Origin of the sequence: Mycobacterium seoulense (genome assembly GCF_010731595.1) — a bacterium.
Taxonomy (GTDB): domain Bacteria; phylum Actinomycetota; class Actinomycetes; order Mycobacteriales; family Mycobacteriaceae; genus Mycobacterium; species Mycobacterium seoulense.
Window position 1 is genome coordinate 3,777,196 of sequence record NZ_AP022582.1, and the last position, 17,060, is coordinate 3,794,255.

At 70.6% G+C, this 17,060-nt stretch carries 14 protein-coding genes and 1 tRNA gene; 7 read left to right on the plus strand and 8 right to left on the minus strand.

All coding sequences use genetic code 11. The features are described 5' to 3' along the window. Positions 1–25: 25 nt before the first annotated feature. Genes tilS through dacB form a run of 3 tightly spaced genes read right to left on the minus strand, consistent with a single transcriptional unit; the run spans position 26 to position 3,407 of the window. Positions 26–1,000, minus strand: a complete 975-nt coding sequence (gene tilS / locus G6N37_RS17555; RefSeq protein ID WP_163682320.1) for a tRNA lysidine(34) synthetase TilS — start codon at positions 998–1,000, stop codon at positions 26–28. Further along, positions 979–2,025, minus strand: a complete 1,047-nt coding sequence (locus G6N37_RS17560; RefSeq protein WP_163685159.1) for a zinc-dependent metalloprotease — start codon at positions 2,023–2,025, stop codon at positions 979–981. Before G6N37_RS17560 ends, tilS begins: the two co-directional genes overlap by 22 nt. Continuing rightward, complete coding sequence (gene dacB / locus G6N37_RS17565) at positions 2,022–3,407, minus strand: D-alanyl-D-alanine carboxypeptidase/D-alanyl-D-alanine endopeptidase (protein WP_163682322.1); 1,386 nt, start codon at positions 3,405–3,407, stop codon at positions 2,022–2,024. The genes G6N37_RS17560 and dacB overlap by 4 nt, the downstream gene beginning before the upstream one ends. A gap of 113 nt (positions 3,408–3,520) precedes the next feature. Here dacB and G6N37_RS17570 point away from each other — a divergent pair, with 113 nt between their 5' ends. Continuing rightward, positions 3,521–4,009: an inorganic diphosphatase gene (locus G6N37_RS17570; RefSeq protein ID WP_163682324.1), complete on the plus strand. Its 489-nt coding sequence runs from the start codon at positions 3,521–3,523 to the stop codon at positions 4,007–4,009. 56 nt (positions 4,010–4,065) lie between these two features. Further along, entirely contained in the window at positions 4,066–4,758 is a 693-nt protein-coding gene (locus G6N37_RS17575) for a hypothetical protein (RefSeq protein WP_167527390.1), read from the plus strand. Here G6N37_RS17575 and G6N37_RS17580 read toward each other — a convergent pair. Continuing rightward, positions 4,755–5,837, minus strand: coding sequence for a DUF475 domain-containing protein (locus G6N37_RS17580; protein ID WP_163682326.1), 1,083 nt, complete (start codon positions 5,835–5,837; stop codon positions 4,755–4,757). The genes G6N37_RS17575 and G6N37_RS17580 overlap by 4 nt on opposite strands. A gap of 90 nt (positions 5,838–5,927) precedes the next feature. Here G6N37_RS17580 and G6N37_RS17585 point away from each other — a divergent pair, with 90 nt between their 5' ends. The 3 genes from G6N37_RS17585 to G6N37_RS17595 are packed head-to-tail and all read left to right on the plus strand — an operon-like array spanning position 5,928 to position 8,288. After that, positions 5,928–7,205 carry a hypothetical protein gene (locus tag G6N37_RS17585; protein ID WP_163682328.1) on the plus strand — a complete coding sequence of 426 codons (1,278 nt, stop codon included), beginning with the start codon at positions 5,928–5,930 and terminating at the stop codon, positions 7,203–7,205. A gap of 23 nt (positions 7,206–7,228) precedes the next feature. Then, positions 7,229–7,930 carry a glycosyltransferase family 2 protein gene (locus G6N37_RS17590; RefSeq protein WP_163682330.1) on the plus strand — a complete coding sequence of 234 codons (702 nt, stop codon included), beginning with the start codon at positions 7,229–7,231 and terminating at the stop codon, positions 7,928–7,930. Between the two features lie 13 nt (positions 7,931–7,943). Beyond that, entirely contained in the window at positions 7,944–8,288 is a 345-nt protein-coding gene (locus G6N37_RS17595) for a DUF2304 domain-containing protein (protein WP_163682332.1), read from the plus strand. Here G6N37_RS17595 and G6N37_RS17600 read toward each other — a convergent pair. Continuing rightward, a complete protein-coding gene (locus tag G6N37_RS17600) occupies positions 8,285–9,229 on the minus strand; it encodes an NAD-dependent epimerase/dehydratase family protein (protein WP_163682334.1) in 945 nt (314 codons plus the stop codon). The two genes, G6N37_RS17595 and G6N37_RS17600, sit on opposite strands and share 4 nt — an antisense overlap. On the opposite strand from G6N37_RS17600, the gene G6N37_RS17605 reads away from it, so the two are divergent. After that, the gene (locus G6N37_RS17605) at positions 9,195–11,003 is read left to right on the plus strand and encodes a hypothetical protein (protein WP_167527391.1); all 1,809 of its coding nucleotides are present in this window, start codon (positions 9,195–9,197) and stop codon (positions 11,001–11,003) included. The two genes, G6N37_RS17600 and G6N37_RS17605, sit on opposite strands and share 35 nt — an antisense overlap. 43 nt (positions 11,004–11,046) lie before the next feature. Here the strand turns inward: G6N37_RS17605 and G6N37_RS17610 are convergent. Both G6N37_RS17610 and G6N37_RS17615 read right to left on the minus strand, forming a co-directional pair. Then, positions 11,047–11,122 (minus strand) — tRNA-Thr (locus tag G6N37_RS17610). Positions 11,123–11,176: 54 nt separating this feature from the next. Further along, positions 11,177–12,385 carry a DNA polymerase III subunit delta' gene (locus G6N37_RS17615; protein ID WP_163682336.1) on the minus strand — a complete coding sequence of 403 codons (1,209 nt, stop codon included), beginning with the start codon at positions 12,383–12,385 and terminating at the stop codon, positions 11,177–11,179. A 106-nt stretch (positions 12,386–12,491) separates the two neighbouring features. On the opposite strand from G6N37_RS17615, the gene G6N37_RS17620 reads away from it, so the two are divergent. Then, complete coding sequence (locus G6N37_RS17620) at positions 12,492–14,168, plus strand: adenylate/guanylate cyclase domain-containing protein (protein WP_232075560.1); 1,677 nt, start codon at positions 12,492–12,494, stop codon at positions 14,166–14,168. Between the two features lie 6 nt (positions 14,169–14,174). Here G6N37_RS17620 and topA read toward each other — a convergent pair whose 3' ends face one another. Next, the gene (gene topA / locus G6N37_RS17625; RefSeq protein ID WP_163682338.1) at positions 14,175–16,982 is read right to left on the minus strand and encodes a type I DNA topoisomerase; all 2,808 of its coding nucleotides are present in this window, start codon (positions 16,980–16,982) and stop codon (positions 14,175–14,177) included. Between the last annotated feature and the right edge of the window lie 78 nt (positions 16,983–17,060).

The following is a 17,060-nucleotide window of genomic DNA, read 5'->3' on the forward strand; positions in this document are numbered from 1 at the left end:
ACCAACGGCGACCCCGGTATTGCGCCTATCGGTCGGGCTTTTCAACCGGTTCACGCCACAGGGAGAGCACGCCGTCGCGCCGCCCAGCGATCAGCCGCTCGTCGCGCAGGGCCGAACCGACCGCCACCCCGCCCTGCCCGCGCCAGGCCGTGACAAGCGCGTCGACGCCGCGAATCTGCTTGTCGGTCAGGCCGGTTGCGCCACCCGCCAGGAGCCAGCCGCGGATCACCCGGCGCCGCACCGGGGCGGGCATCCCGGCCAGGGCCTGCGTCTGCAGCCCCGCACCCGCCTTCGCCTCGGGCAGCGCCTGGGCGGCGAGCGCGTCGATGAGCTCGGTGTCCTCGCGCAGCGCCGTCGCCGTGCGGGCCAGCGCCTCGGCCACGCCGCCGCCCAGCACGTCCTCCAGCAGCGGCAGCACGTCGAGGCGCAGCCGGGTCCGGGTGAAGCGGCGGTCGGTGTTGTGTGGATCCTGCCAGGCGGTCAGGCCCAGCTCGCCGCACGCGGCATGGGTCACGGCGCGCCGCACCCCCAACAACGGCCGGCCCCACGGCGAGTCGTACGGCCGCATCCCGGCGATCGACCGCACGCCCGACCCGCGGCCCAGCCCGAGCAGCACCGTCTCCGCCTGGTCGTCGAGCGTGTGGCCCAGCAGCACCGGGCCGGCGTGGTATGCGCTCAAGGCGGCGTAGCGGGCGGCGCGGGCGGCGGCCTCGGGTCCGCCCTGGTTGCCCACGTGCACTCGAACCACTTGCGCCGCAACACATCCCAAGCTGACGGCTTGCGCCCGCGCGCCTTCCGCGACGGCGGCGGAGTCGGGTTGCAGGCCGTGGTCGACGATCACCGCGGTGGTGGGCCGCAGCTGGGCAGCCACCGCGGTCAGCGCCAGGGAATCCGGGCCGCCCGACAGTGCCACGCACCACTGCTCGGCCGTGGCGACATGCGCCTTGATGAATTCCTCGACAGCCGCGCGCAGCTGCCCTACAGCACCCTGTCGATCCATCGCTGGGGTTCCTCGATCTCGGCGGGAACGGGCAACGTCTCGGGCCCGGTCCAGATGGCGTTGAACCGCTCCATGCCGACCCGCCCCACCACGTGGTCGACGAACGCCTTGCCCCGCGTGTACTGGCTGAGCTTGGCGTCAAGGCCCAGCAGGGCGCGCACCAGCCGCTGCAGGGGCGGTTGCTTGCGGTTGCGGCGCTCGTCGAATCGGCGGCGGATGGTGGTCACCGACGGCACCACCATGGGCCCGACCGCATCCATCACGTGGTCGGCGTGGCCCTCCAGCAGCGTGCCGAGCACCAGCAGCCGATCGAGCGCCTGCCGCTGGGGCTCTGACTGCACCGCGCGCACCAGGCCGACGATTCCCGACGAGCCGCCATCGGCCGCCCAGTTGCCGCGGTTGCGGACGTAATCGGCGAGCCGGCTCGCCACCTGCGCCACGTCCTCTCCTGCGTCCCGCGTCAACACGGACAGGGCCTGGGACATGTGCTCGGACAGCCACGGGTTGGCGGTGAACTGCACCCGATGGGTCACCTCGTGCAGGCAGACCCACAACCGGAAGTCCGAGGGCGCGACGCGCAGTTGCCGCTCGACGGCGATGACGTTCGGATACACCAGCAGCAGACAGCCCTCTTTGGCGGCCGCGAACGGGTCGTACTGACCGAGGATTCCCGACGAAACGAACGCCAGCACCGCCCCGGTCTGCGCCCCGGTGACGCGGCCGGTGAAGAAGCCCCGCGGCTTCTCGGCCCCGTTCATCATCACCCGCATCGACTCCGCCGCCGCGGCGATCCACTCCGGGCGGTCGACGATCCGGGCGGCGGGAACGACGCCGTCGGTCACCAGCCCGGTGACCTCACGAACGGGCGGTTCGGCCTTGGCGGCCGACCTGGTGAGCTCGTCGATCACCTGGCGCCGGGTGTACTCGCTCGACGGCGGCCCCGGCCGGGCCAACCGCCGGCCGACGGTGGCGGCGAAGCCCCAGTCGACGGCGGTACCGAGTGTCAGCTCCGAGGACGCGCTCATGAGCACCCGCACGACCACAGCTTGGTGGCCAGGGCGTCCATCACGTTGCGGCCGTTGGGTCCGGCGGCGTTGGAGATGAAGGCGAACGTGAGCACCCGTCCGCTGCGGTCGGTGAGCACCCCGGCCAGGGCGTTGACGGCGGTCAGCGAGCCGGTCTTCGCGCGCAGCCAGCCGGCCGGCCCTTGATTGGACGCCGCGTCGGTGAACCGGTCGCCCAGCGTCCCGCTGCCGGCGGCGATCGGCAGCAGGTCCAGCAGCGCGCGCAACGCCGGCTGGTCGGGTCCCGCGGCGGCCTGCAGCACGCCGTCGAGCGTCTTGGCGGTCAACCGGTCATCGACCGACAGCCCACTGGAGTCCATCAGCGCGACGCCGCCGGTGTCGACGTGCGCGGTGCTCAACCGGTTGGTCACCGCGTCGGCCGCGCCGGCGAAGCTGCGCGGCCGGTTGATCGCGGCCGCCACCTCGCGGGCGATGCATTCGGCCATCACGTTGTCGGAGTGGTCCATCATCTCGGACAGCCGCTGGACCAAGGGCGCGGACTGCACGACGGCCAGCTGCCGCGCCCCCGACGGAGCCGTCGCGATCGTCACCGCCGCTGGGTCCAGGCCCAGCGCCTTGGCCAATTCCCGCCCGGCGTCGAGCGCCGGCGTCCGGGACCGCCGGGAATTGACGGTGCTCGGCTGGATGCGCCCGGCGTCGATCATCACCGACTCGATCGGCGCGATGTCGCCGTTGTCGACGTCGGCGACGTCCCAGCCCTGCGCCATCGTCGGCCCGCTGAACGCCGAGGTGTCCACCTGCACCGCGGTCGGCGTCACGCCGCTGCGGCGGATCTGCTCGACGAGGTCGCTGAGCCGGGCCGACCCGCGGTACCAGGTGTCCACGCCGGGCGGCGCCGCCGACAGCGCGGGGTCGCCCGCACCGACCAGCACGACGGGCCCCTGCGCGTCCTGGCTGCCGGCCACCACCCGCGTGCTGATCCGGGCCTGCCGGTCCAGGGTCAGCAGGGCCGCGGCCGCCGTCAGCACCTTGTTGGTCGACGCCGGAACGAGCGGCATGTCGTCCGCGACCTGCCAGAGCTCTTTGCCGGTGATGGCATCGGTGACCCGACCACCGAGCCTGCCCAGGTTCGGATCGGCCGCGATGGCCGCCAGCGCCGCTGTCACCCCGGCGGGGCTGGGCGTCTCGGCCGTGTCGCTGACCGGGACCATTCCCGGCTTGACCGTCGGCGCGTGCGGAGGCGGTATGGGCGCGTGCGAATTGATGCCGCCATGCCCCGCGGAGGTGAAAAACGTCGCCGCCGCCACCACGGCGGCGACAAACGCCAGCACAGCCAACCCGACGAACACATGGGTGGATTTTTGCCAGCGAGTGAAACCCATCGCTCTCCTGACTCTCTTCAACCCATTCTGCCGAATCCGGCGCACAGGCCTCGACTAGGGTGATGCCCGACGCAACGGACCACCGCGAAACGCCCAGATCTAAGGAGCGCAGAGTGCAATTCGACGTGACCATCGAGATTCCGAAGGGCCAGCGCAACAAGTACGAGGTCGATCACGAGACGGGCCGCGTCCGTCTGGACCGCTACCTGTACACCACGATGGCCTATCCCGCCGACTACGGCTTCATCGAGGACACCCTCGGTGATGACGGCGACCCGCTGGACGCGATGGTGCTGCTGCCGGAGTCGGTTTTTCCCGGCGTCATCGTCGAGGCGCGCCCGGTGGGCATGTTCCGGATGGTCGACGAGGCCGGCGGCGACGACAAGGTGCTGTGCGTGCCGGCCGGCGACCACCGCTGGGACCACATCCAGGACATCGGCGATGTGCCGGAGCACGAACTGGATGTGATCAAGCACTTCTTCTCGCAGTACAAGGCGCTGGAGCCGGGCAAGTTCGTCAAGGCGGCCGACTGGGCCGACCGTGCCGCAGCCGAAGCGGAGGTGCAACGCTCGGTGGAACGCTTCAAGGCGGGCGGGCACTGACCGCATTGACGCTCGCGGCGTAACCGCGCGCCGATTTCCGGTGGCATCCTGGCGAGGTGACCCCTGTGTGGCATTTCGCCGCCAACTTCTGGTGGCTGGTTTTTCCGCTGGGCGGTGCGATCGGCGGAGGGCTTCGGGCCATTGCCGCCGCGAACGAGCGGCGGGCTGAGCGCCGGCTGGAACGGTACCGGCTGAAGCAGCAAGCCAAGATCGCGGTGGCCGAGGCCTCGGGCCGGGCGCGGACCAACGAGGAAAACGATCGGCGCGAGATCGCCAAACTCGTTGCGGCACACGACCGTACCGACGCCCGGTGGTTCGACTATGAGGTCGATGTCGCGCGGCTGCTGGACTTTCCGATGATGACCGACATGCGGGCTCCGCTGACCATCGCGTTCCATCGGGCGAAGCGACACGCGGACCTGCTGCGGCCGGAACCGCCCGAGGGGCTGGTCGGCAACCGCGACGCGCTCGTGGAATACCGCGACGCCGTCCACGAGTACATCAGTGCCTTCGAGATCGCCGAGGCCGAGGCGATTCGCCGCCGTCGCAGCGACTTCTCGGCGGACGAGCAACAACGGATGGCGCGGGCCCTGAGCTTGCTGCATTTGGCCCAGGACGACGCGGCCACCCGCGAGGAACGACAGAATGCCTACGCGCGTGCCGGCAAGGAACTGGACGGCCTGATCGTGCTGCCGGCCCCCGCGCGGGCCGGCATCGAACGGCGCATCGCCGGCCAGATCGAGGCCTAACCGGCCACCGCGGCGGCCTTGGCCTGGCGCCGATTGCGCAGCACGCTCCAGCCCAGCGCCGCCCCGATGAACACCACACCCACCGAGGCGGTGACCGGGTCGGGCACCTCGAACCGCGGTTCGATCGACAGCAGCATGATCACCGCCAGCACCCCGATGGCCCAATGCGCGCCGTGCTCGAGGTACACGTACCGGTCCAGCGCGTCCTGCTTCACCAGGAAGATCGTGATGGACCGGACGAACATCGAGCCCACCAGACCGAGCCCCAGCGCGATGACGACCGGGTCCGAGGTGATCGCGAAGGCGCCGGTGACCCCGTCGAACGAGAACGCCGCGTCGAGGACCTCGAGGTAGAGAAACAGGGTCAGGCCGGCCTTGCCGACCGCCGTGCCCGCCGACGCCGCCTCGATGTCCGGCGGCCGAAACGCCCGGCTCAACCCGTTGACCAACAGGTACGTCACCAGGCCCGCCAACCCGGCGGTGAGCACGGTCGCGCGCTCGTCGCCGGAGTGCGTCAACCCTGTGCCGACCAGGATCAGCGCGGCCGCGGTCACCGCCACCGGCACCTGGCCCAGCCGCCCGATGCGGGCGAACGGGATCTCGATCCACTTGAGCCACTTGATGTCTCGGTCGTGGAAAACGAAGTCCAGAAACAGCATCAACAGGAAGGTGCCGCCGAACGCCGCGATCTGCGGATGCGCGGCGCCGATCAGCTTTTCATAGCTGGGCGAGCCGTCGGGGAATTCCAGCGCGCCGTGCGGCGGCGGATGCGTCGCCAGCTCCATCGCGCGAACGGGGTCGAGGCCGGCCGTGGCCCAAACGATCAGCAGCGGGAAGAGCAGCCGCATGCCGAACACGGCGATGAGGATCCCGACGGTCAGAAACATCTGCCGCCAGAACGGGCTCATCTGCTTGAGGATCGCGGCGTTGATGATGGCGTTGTCGAACGACAGCGACACCTCGAGGGTGGCCAGCACCAGCAGTAAGAAGAGGTCCCGCAGGCCGCCGTGGGCATATCCGACCGCGAGGGCCGCCACGGTGACCAACAGCGAGATCCCGAAGATGCGCAAGGCGGCCAAGGTCCTTTCCGACAGCCGCCCACGATAGCGAACCCCGGTCGCCGCCGCAGACCGGCCTCCACGGCCACTTACTATTTACAGATTGTGGCGATGCCCGAAGTCGGCGGTACCCAAGCCCCCACCGGCGCCGGTCCGACCACGCGCGGCAGCGTGGCCCGGGTCGCCACCGCGACGGCCGTGACCGCGCTGTGCGGTTACGCGGTGATCTACCTGGCCGCCCGTGACCTGGCCCCGGGCGGCTTTTCGGTGTTCGGGGTGTTCTGGGGGGCGTTCGGCCTGGCCACCGGCGCCGCTTTCGGGCTGATGCAGGAGACCACCCGGGAGGTCCGCTCGACCCGCCACCTCGCGGCGGCGTCGCCGGGCGTGGACGAACCGCGAACCCACCCGCTGCGGGTGGCCGCCCTGCTCGGCGTGGGTGCGGCCGTCGTGATCGCCGGCAGCTCGCCGCTGTGGGGCGGGCGGGTCTTCATCGAACAACGCTGGCTGTCGGTGGCGCTGCTGAGCGTCGGGCTGGCCGGCTTCTGCGTGCACGCCGCCCTGCTGGGCATGCTGGCCGGCACCGATCGGTGGACGGGGTACGGCGCGCTGATGGTGACCGACGCGGTCCTTCGGGTGACCGTCGCCGCGGCCACCGTGCTGGTCGGCTGGCGCCTGGTCGGCTTCCTGTGGGCCACCGTCGCGGGCGCGGGCGCCTGGCTGATCATGCTGGCGGCCTCCCCCTCGGCGCGGGCCGCCGCCCGTCAGCTGACGCCCGGTGGCACCCAGACCTTCCTGCGGGGCGCCGCCCATTCGATCACCGCCGCCGGCGCCAGCGCGGTTCTGGTGATGGGATTTCCGGTGTTGCTGAAGCTGACCAGCAACGAGCTGGGGGCCGAAGGCGGGGTCATCATCCTCGCCGTGACGTTGACGCGGGCGCCGCTGCTGGTGCCGCTGACGGCCATGCAGGGCAACCTGATCGCGCATTTCGTCGACGCGCGCAGCGACCGGCTTCGTGCCCTGATCGCCCCGGCCGGGATCATCGGCGGCGTCGGCGCGGTGGGGGTGGTGACGGCCGGCGTCGTGGGGCCGTGGCTGCTGCGGGTCGCCTTCGGGCCGCAGTACCAGGCCAGCGGCGCGCTGCTGGCCTGGTTGACGGCCGCCGCGGTTGCGATCGCCATGCTGACGCTCACCGGTTCCGGCGCGGTGGCATTCGCGCTGCACCGGGCCTACTCGCTGGGCTGGGTGGGCGCCACGGTGGCGTCGGGATTGTTGCTGCTGTTGCCGTTGCCGCTGCAGACGCGCACCGTGGTCGGCCTGTTGTGCGGCCCGATGGTCGGAATCGCCGTTCATCTGGTGGCGCTGGCGCGCGCCGACCGCCTGACCGGCTGATCGCGTGTACCTTTTGGGCTTGAATGGACACTGCATCCAAATACCCGGGCGCGTGGGTCGTCATCCCCGCCTTCAACGAAGCCGCCGTCATCGGCGAGGTGGTCGCCGATGTGCGCTCGGTCTTCGACAATGTCGTCTGCGTGGATGACGGCAGCACCGACGGCACGGGCGAGATCGCCAGGAGCGCCGGTGCCCACCTGGTGCGCCACCCGATCAACCTGGGGCAGGGGGCGGCCATCCAGACCGGCGTCGAGTACGCCCGCAAACAGCCTGGGGCGCAGGTGTTCGCCACGTTCGACGGCGACGGGCAGCATCGGGTCAAGGACCTGGCGGCGATGGTCGACCGGCTCTGCGCCGAGGGCGTCGACGTCGTCATCGGGACCCGGTTCGGCGCGCACCGGGGCACCCGGCCGCCGTTCGTGAAGCGGCTGGTGCTGCAGACCGCCGCGCGGCTGAGCCGGCGCGGTCGCCGACTTGGCTTGACCGACACCAACAATGGGCTGCGGGTGTTCAACAAGAAGGTCGCCGACGGGCTGGACATCACCATGAGCGGCATGAGCCACGCCAACGAGTTCATCATGCTGATCGCCGAAAACCATTGGCGCGTCGTCGAACAACCGATCGAGGTGCTCTACACCGATTACTCGAAGTCGAAGGGTCAGCCGCTGCTCAACGGCGTCAACATCATCTTCGACGGTTTCCTGCGAGGGAGGATTCCGAGATGAAAAGGACCGAAAGATGAACTGGATCCAGGTGCTGCTGATCGGCTCGATCGTCGCGCTGCTGGTCTACCTGCTGCGGTCCCGCAGGAACTCACGGTCCAAGGCGTGGGTCAAGGTCGGCTACGTCGTCTTCGTGCTGGCCGGTGTCTACGCGGTGCTGCGGCCCGACGACACCACGGTGGTGGCCAACTGGTTCGGGGTGCGCCGCGGCACCGACCTGATGCTCTACGCGCTGGTCATGGCGTTCTGCTTCACCACGCTGAGCACCTACATGCGGTTCAAGGACCTGGAGCTGCGCTACGCGCGCCTCGCCCGGGCGGTAGCCCTCGAGGGTGCCCAGGAGCCCGCCGAGCGGAGCTAGACGGTCTGGGCGTTGCGGAAGTACTCGACCGTGCGGCGCACACCGTCGTCGAGCCGGACCCGCGGCCGCCATCCCAAAACCCGTTCGGCCAAACCGATGTCGAGGCAGGACCGCCTCAGGTCGCCCAGGCGATCCGGATGAAACTCCGGGTCGTCGGGGCCCCCGACGGCCGCCGCCACCGCCGAATGCAGTTGCCGGTCCGAGGTTTCGATGCCGGTGCCGACGTTGAAGCGCTGCCCGCCACCGGCCTCCCCGGCGGCCTTGACGAAGGCGTCCACCACGTCGTCGACGAACACGTAGTCACGGGTCTTGCCGCCGTCGCCAAACACCTTGGTGGGCTTGCCCGACAGCAGCGCCTGGGCGAAGATCGCCACCACGCCGGCCTCGCCGTGCGGGTCCTGGCGGGGACCGTAGACGTTGGCCGGGGCGATGTGCGAGCAGTCCATGCCGTAGAGGTGGCGGAAGGTGTTCAGGTAGATCTCGCCGGCCACCTTTCCGGCGGCGTACGGCGAGGCCGGGTCGGTGGGCACGGTCTCCGGTGTCGGGTATTGCGTCGGGGTGCCGTAAATGGACCCGCCCGACGAGGTGTGCACGACCTTGCGCACCCCGGCCAGCCGCGCCGCCTCGGCGAGACGCACCGTGCCGACGACGTTGACCGAGGCGTCGAACTGCGGGTCGGCCACCGAGTGCCGCACGTCGATCTGGGCCGCCAGGTGGAACACCACCTCGGGCCGGTGCTCGTCGAGGATGGCCCGCAGGTCGGCGGTGACGATGTCCGCCTCGACGAACACGAACGCCGGATTGCCGGCCAGGTGTTCGATGTTGGTCGCGCGGCCGGTGGCGAAGTTGTCGAGCCCCGCCACCGCGTGGCCGTCGGCCAGCAGACGGTCGACTAGCGTCGACCCGATGAATCCGGCTGCCCCGGTGACCAGTACGCGCACCGGCCCACCATACATAGTGGCCGCGGCCGTCGCGCTGATCGCCATTGCGCTGGGAGTTCGCGCGACGCTGGCGTTCGGGGGCTACTTCTACTGGGACGACCTGATCCTCATCGGCAAGGCCGGCACCCACAACCTGCTCTCGCCGTCGTACCTGTTCGACGACCACGACGGCCACGTCATGCCGGGCGCCTTCCTGCTCGGCGGCGCCATCGTCCGGCTGGCTCCCCTGAATTGGACCTGGCCGGCCATCAGCCTGCTGGTGCTGCAGCTGCTGGCCTCGCTGGCGCTGCTGCGCGCCCTGTACGTCATCCTCGGCTGGCGGCCGGTGTTGCTGGTCCCGCTGACGTTCGCACTGTTCACGCCACTGGCCGTGCCGGGGTTCGCGTGGTGGGCGGCGGCGCTGAACTCGCTGCCCATGCTGGCCGCGCTGGCCTGGGTATGCGCCGACGCCGTCCTGCTGCTGCGGACCGGCGACCGGCGCTACGCCGTGACCGGGACGCTGGTCTATTTCGGCGGGCTGCTGTTCTTCGAGAAGGCGGCGGTCATCCCGTTCGTCGCCTTCGCGGTGGCGGCGCTGCTACGCCACGTCCAGGGTGAACCGGCGGCGCTGCGGACGGTGTGGCGGGCCGGCGTCCGGCTGTGGGTCGCGACGCTTTCGTTGACCGTCGGCTGGATCGCGCTCTATCTGGCCGTGGTGAACCAGCGGCGGTGGAGTTCCGACCTGGCGATGACGGCCCAGCTGCTGGTGCGGTCGGTCACGCACGGCATCGTGCCGGGGCTGGCCGGCGGCCCGTGGCACTGGGACCGGTGGGCGCCGGCCTCGCCGTGGGCCACGCCCCCACCCTCGGTGATGGCCCTCGGCTGGCTGGCGCTGGCCGGCGCGCTGGTGGTGTCGCTGCTGCGCAAGCAGCGCATCGGGGCGGTGTGGCTGACGGCGTCCGGGTACGCCGTCGCGTGCCAGGTGCCGATCTACCTCATGCGCTCGTCGAAGCAGACCGCGCTGGAACTCGCCCAAACCCTGCGCTATTTCCCGGATCTCGTCTTCGTGCTGGCGCTGCTGGCCGCCGTCGCATTCTGCGCGCCGAACCGGCCCGCCGGACCGCGCTGGCTGGACGCCTCGCCCAGACGCACCGCGGTGACGCTGGTTGTGGCGGCGCTGTTCGTGGCGAGCAGCCTGTACTCGACGGCGACGTTTCTGACCAGCTGGCGGGACAACCCGGCGCAGCGTTATCTACAGAACGCGCAGGCCGATCTGGCCGCGGCGCACGCGGCGTCGACGGCGCCGCTGCTGGACCAGGAGGTCGACCCGCTGGTGCTGCAGCGGGTGGCGGCGCCGGAGAACCTGGCCAGTCACATGTTCGCCCTGCTGCGGAATAGGCCCGAATTCGCCTTGGCCACAACGCAATTGCGGATGCTGGACAGCTCCGGTCACCTGGTCAAGGCGCGGGTGACCTGGGTGCGGACCATCGTGGCGGGGCCCATGCCGCGGTGCGGTTATTTCGCGCAGCCGGACAAGCCGGCGCGCCTGGTCCTCGACGGGCCGCTGCTGCCCGCCGACTGGAGCGTCGAACTCAACTACCTGGCCAACAGCGAGGGAACGATGACGCTGTCGATGACGCAGGGACCCGGCGTCAAGGTGCCCGTGCACCCGGGGCTCAACCGGGTCTTCGCCCGGCTGCCGGGCGCGGGGGACGCGATCACCGTGCGCGCCAACACGACCGCGCTGGCGTTGTGCCTCGCGTCGGGTCCGGTGGGTTTCCTGGCGCCGGCCTGATCGGCCGCCGGGCGTGCGGCCGGCTTCGCACTCGGCGAAGGTGTGGAGCCGCCTGGGGGAATCGAACCCCCGACCTATTCATTACGAGTGAATCGCTCTACCGACTGAGCTAAGGCGGCACACCCTCATGCCGGGCGGCACGAGTCTACGGCAGCCGGGCGGGCGCGACGAAATCAATCGCGCAGTTCCTGGCCAAAGGTGGCCACCATGGCGTCCACGGCGAATTTGGGCTTGACGTTCATCGCCAGCGCCTCGCGGCACTGAAGGACCGCCTCGATGCAGCGCAGCAGGCGCGGGGCCGGGGCATGGGCGGCCAGGGCCGCCACCCGGTCGGCCATGTCGGGATGGTTCGGCCGCACCGACCCCGCGCCCGCCGAGACCATGAGGGCGTCGCGGAAATACGTCGCCAGGTCGATCAGCGCCCGGTCCAGGGCGTCGCGCGAGGCCCGCGTCTGACGCGACTTCTGCCGCCGTTCGAGGTCCTTCATCGCTCCCGTGGCACCCCGCATCGCCCCGGCGGTGCCCTTGCCGGTGCCGCCCGCGCCCAGGGCCGTCCGCAGCTCCTCGGTCTCCGCCTCGGCGCGGTCCGCGGTGAGCACCACGGCCTCGGTTTCGGCCGCGGCCACCAGCTCCTCGGCGGCGGCATACGCCCGCGACGGCGTCGCGGCATCCCGCACCAGCGCCAGCGCCCGCTCGCGGCGCGCCCGGGCCTCGGCATCGGTCGCCAGCCGCCGCGCCCGGCCCACGTGGCCGCCGCTGACGGACGCCGCCCAGTTCGCGGTCTCGGGGGTCAGGCCGTCGCTGTCGATCAGCACGCGCGCGATCGCCTCCGTCGGCGGGGTGACCAGCGCGACGTGCCGGCAGCGGGACCGCAACGTGATGGAGATGTCCTCGGGATCCACCGACGGCGCGCACAACAGGAACACCGTCGACGGCGGCGGCTCCTCCACGACCTTCAGCAGCGCGTTGGCCGCACCTTCGGTCAGCCGGTCGGCGTCCTCGATGACCACGATCTGCCGGTGACCGGTGGCCGGGCGCCGCGACGCGATCTGCACGATGCCGCGCATCTCGTCGACCCCGATGGACAGCCCTTCGGGGATCACCCGGCGCACGTCGGCGTGGGTACCGGCCATCGTCGTCGTGCACGCCCGGCATTGCCCGCAGCCGGGTTCCCCGTCGGAGGTGCACTGCAGTGCGGCCGCGAAGCACAGCGCCGCGACCGAACGCCCCGATCCCGGGGGACCAGTGATCAGCCACGCATGTGTCATAGTCCCGCCGCCGGCGTCGCTGTGAACCGGATCACCGCGGGCGGCCCTGGCGGCGGCGAGCAATTCGGCCGTCACCACGTCCTGGCCTACCAGCCGCGTAAACACCCCGGACATCACCGGTAACAGTAACCACCACCGCCGACAGATACCGATCGGCCACCGTATCGCGACGATCCCGTTACATTTCGTCGCTTTTCGGCCCTGATCGGGGCGGCCCGAGATCGTTGTAAGTTTCCGACAAGTCCCTGCCGACCGATACGGTGGGATCGTGGCAACACCGGGAGCACTGCCCGGGCGGATCAGCGCATTCGTCCGGTGGGTGGTGCGTACCCCGTGGCCGCTGTTCTCGCTGAGCATGCTGCAGGCCGACATCATCGGCGCCCTGTTCGTGCTGGGCTTTTTGCGTTACGCGCTGCCGCCCGAGGATCGCATCCAGCTGCAGGACCTGCCGGTCCTGAACCTGGCGGTCTTCGCCGCCGCGTTGGTGGTGTTGTTTCTGGCCGGCTGGATGGTCAACCTGAAGCTGCTGATGCCCGTCTTCCGCTGGCAGCGCCGCGACAACCTGCTCGCCGAAGCCGATCCGACCGCCACCGAGCTGGCCCGCAGCCGCGCCCTGCGGATGCCGTTCTACCGGACGCTCATCAGCATGGCCGCCTGGTGCATCGGCGGCGTGGTGTTCATCATCGCCAGCTGGTCGGTGGCGCGGTTCGCGGCGCCCGTCGTGGCCGTTTCCACCGCGCTCGGCGCCGCGGCGACCGCGATCATCGGCTACCTGCAGTCCGAGCGGGTCCTGCGGCCCGTGGCCGTGGCGGCCCTGCGCAGCGGCGTGCCCGAGAACGTGAAGGCGCCCGGCGTGATCCTGCGGCAGATCCTGACCTGGATGCTGTCCACCGCCGTCCCGGTGCTGGCCATCGTGCTCGCGGTGGTGGCGGACAAGGCGTCGCTGCTACACGCCACGCCGGAGAAGCTGTTCACCCCCATCCTGTTGCTGGCGCTGGCGGCGCTGGGCATCGGCTTCGTCAGCACCCTGCTGGTGGCCATGTCGATCGCCGACCCGCTGCGCCAGCTGCGCTGGGCGCTGTCCGAGGTGCAGCGCGGAAACTACAACGCGCACATGCAGATTTACGACGCCAGCGAGCTGGGCCTGCTGCAGGCCGGCTTCAACGACATGGTGCGCGACCTGTCCGAGCGGCAGCGGCTGCGTGACCTGTTCGGTCGCTACGTCGGCGAGGACGTCGCCCGCCGGGCGCTGGAGCGCGGCACCGAGTTGGGCGGTCAGGAGCGCCACGTCGCGGTCCTGTTCGTCGACCTGGTCGGCTCGACCAAGCTCGCCGCGACGCGGCCGCCCGCCGAGGTGGTCCTCCTGCTCAACGAGTTCTTCCGGGTGGTGGTCGAAACCGTCGGCAAGCACGGCGGTTTCGTGAACAAGTTCCAGGGCGACGCCGCGCTGGCCATCTTCGGCGCGCCGATCGAACACCCCGACGCCTCGGGCGGCGCGCTCGCCGCCGCCCGCGAACTGCACGACGAGCTCCTGCCGGTGATCGGGTCGGCGGAGTTCGGGATCGGGGTGTCGGCGGGCCGGGCCATCGCCGGGCACATCGGCGCGCAGGCCCGCTTCGAGTACACGGTGATCGGCGACCCGGTCAACGAGGCCGCCCGGCTCACCGAGCTGGCCAAACTTGAGCCCGGGCACGTGCTGGCGTCGGCGATCGCGGTCAGCGGCGCGCTGGACGCCGAGGCCCTGTGCTGGGACGTGGGCGAGGTGGTCGAGCTGCGCGGGCGCACCGCCCCCACTCAGCTCGCGCGGCCGGTGAAGCTGGCCGGACCCCAGGACTCCCATCCCGTGCGGCCCGTCCGTGAGGATGTGCACAGCGAGGCCATCGGCCCCGGTTTCTAGGCCGGGCTAGGTGCGCTTGGCGGCCTTCTTGGCCGGGGCCTTCTTGCGGGCGGCCTTCTTCGCGGGACGCTTCACCGGTCCCCGCGCGCGCCGGTCGGCAAGCAGTTCGGCGGCGCGCTCGTCGGTGATCGACAGCACGTCGTCTCCCTTGCGCAGGCTCGCGTTCGTCTCGCCGTCGGTGACGTAGGGGCCGAACCGGCCGTCCTTGATCACCATCGGCTTGCCGGTCGCGGGATCGGCGCCCAGCTCGCGCAACGGCGGCGCGGCGGCGGCCTGCCGGCCGCGTCGCTTGGGCTCGGCGTAGATCTTCAGCGCCTCGTCGAGAGTGATCTCGAAGATCTGGTCTTCGGTGGCCAGGGAGCGAGAGTCGGTGCCGCGCTTCAGGTATGGGCCGTAGCGGCCGTTCTGCGCGGTGATCTCCTCGCCGGTCTGCGGGTCCACGCCGACCACCCGGGGCAGCGACAGCAGCTTCAGCGCGTCCTCGAGGGTCACGGTCTGCAGGTCCATGCTGCGCAGCAGCGAGCCGGTGCGCGGCTTGGGACCGGTGGGCTTCTTCCCCTTCTTCGCCGGGGCGCCGCCTTCGGCATCACCCGGGCCCTCTTCGGGCGGAGCGGGCAGGATCTCGGTCACGTACGGGCCGTACCGGCCGTCCTTGGCGACGATCTCGTGACCCGTTTCCGGGTCGACACCCAACGAGCGCCCCTCCTGCGGCGTGGCGAACAGCTGCTCGGCCACCTCCAGCGTCAGCTCGTCGGGCGTCAGCGAGTCGTTGAGGTTGGCGCGCTGCGGCGTCGGTTCGCCGTCGTCGCCCGCGACCATGCGTTCCAGGTAGGGCCCGTTCTTGCCCACCCGGACATACACGGGACGACCCTGCTCGTCGTCAAAAAGCTTGATGGAGTTGACTTCCCGGGCGTCGATGCCTTCGAGGTTGACGCCGACGAGCTTCTTCAGCCCGCCGGAACGGGCCACCGAGTCCGCCACCCCGTGCTCGCCGCCGAAGTAGAAGCGGTTGAGCCAGTCGGTGCGCCGCTCCTGCCCCGAGGCGATCGCGTCGAGCTCGTCCTCCATCGCGGCGGTGAAGCCGTAGTCGACCAGCCGGCCGAAATGCTGCTCCAGCAAACCGGTTACGGCGAACGCCACCCACGACGGCACCAGGGCGCTGCCCTTCTTGTGCACGTAGCCACGGTCCTGGATGGTCTTGATGATCGACGAATACGTCGACGGGCGGCCGATGCCCAGCTCCTCGAGCGCCTTCACCAGCGACGCCTCGGTGTAGCGCGCGGGCGGGTTGGTGGCGTGGCCGTCGGGAATGAGCTCGATGGCGTCCAGCCGCTGGCCCTGCGTCAGCTGCGGCAGCCGGCTCTCGGCGTCGTCGGCCTCGCCGCCGGCCAATTCGTCGACGGTCTCCACGTAGGCCTTCAAGAAGCCGGCGAAGGTGATCGTGCGCCCGCTCGCGGAGAACACCACCTCCCGGTCTCCGGACTTACCGGCGATCCGCAGGCTCAGCGTCGTGCCGCGCGCGTCGGCCATCTGCGAGGCCACGGTGCGCTGCCAGATCAGCTCGTAGAGCCGGAATTCGTCTCCGTCGAGCTCGCGGCGCACCGCGTCCGGGGTGGCGAACGTCTCGCCGGCGGGCCGGATGGCCTCGTGCGCCTCCTGGGCGTTCTTCACCTTGCGGGTGTACTGACGGGGCGACGGCGAGACGTACTCCTCGCCGTAGAGCTGGCGCGCCTGGGTGCGCGCGGCGTTGATGGCCGACTGCGACAGCGTGGTCGAGTCGGTACGCATATAGGTGATGTAGCCGTTCTCGTAGAGCCGCTGGGCGATGCTCATGGTGCGCTCCGAGGAGAACCGCAGTTTGCGGCCGGCCTCCTGCTGCAGCGTCGACGTCATGAACGGCGCATAGGGCCGGCGGGTGTACGGCTTCTCCTCCACCGAGGCGACCGAGAGCTGGGCGCCGCGCAGCCCGGTGGCCAGCTCCGTCGCCCGGGCCTCGTTCAGCACGGTCACCTCGTCGGCCCGGCGCAGCTGGCCCAGCGAGTCGAAGTCGCGGCCGGTGGCCACCCGCAGGCCGTCGACGTTCGTCAGCCGCGCGGTGAAGGTGGGCGGTGAGGCCTGGGGGTCGGACACGCTGGCGTCCAGCTGGGCCACGATGTCCCAGTAGGAGGCGCTGCGGAACGCCATGCGGTCGCGTTCCCGCTGCACGATGATGCGCGTGGCCACCGACTGCACCCGGCCCGCCGACAGCTTCGGCGCGACCTTCTTCCACAGCACCGGGCTGACCTCGTAGCCGTACAGCCGGTCCAGGATGCGGCGGGTTTCCTGCGCGTCGACCAGGTCGATGTCCAGGTCACGGGGATTTTCGGCGGCCTCGAGGATGGCCGGCTCGGTGATCTCGTGGAACACCATCCGCTTGACCGGGATGTTCGGCTTCAGGGTTTCCAGCAGGTGCCAGGCGATGGCTTCGCCCTCGCGGTCACCATCCGTGGCCAGGTAGAGCTCGTCGACGCCCTTCAGCAGGCCCTTGAGTTCGCTGACGGTGCTCTTCTTCTCCGGGCTGATGATGTACAGCGGTTCGAAGTCGTGGTCGACGTTGACCCCGAGCCTCGCCCACGGCTCCGACTTGTATTTCGCCGGCACGTCGGCCGCGGCGCGGGGCAGGTCGCGGATGTGGCCGCGCGAGGATTCGACGATGTAGTTGGAGCCCAGGTAGCCGGCCAATTTGCGCGCCTTGGTGGGCGACTCGACGATGACGAGTCGCCTACGGCTCCCAGCCCGGCCGCTTTCGCGGTCCTTGAGATTCGGGTCGGCCAACTACGCTTACGCTCCATCCTTGGTTTCCGGCCCCCCTGCGAGACCACCCCGCAGAAGAATGACAGGCCGGCGCCAAAA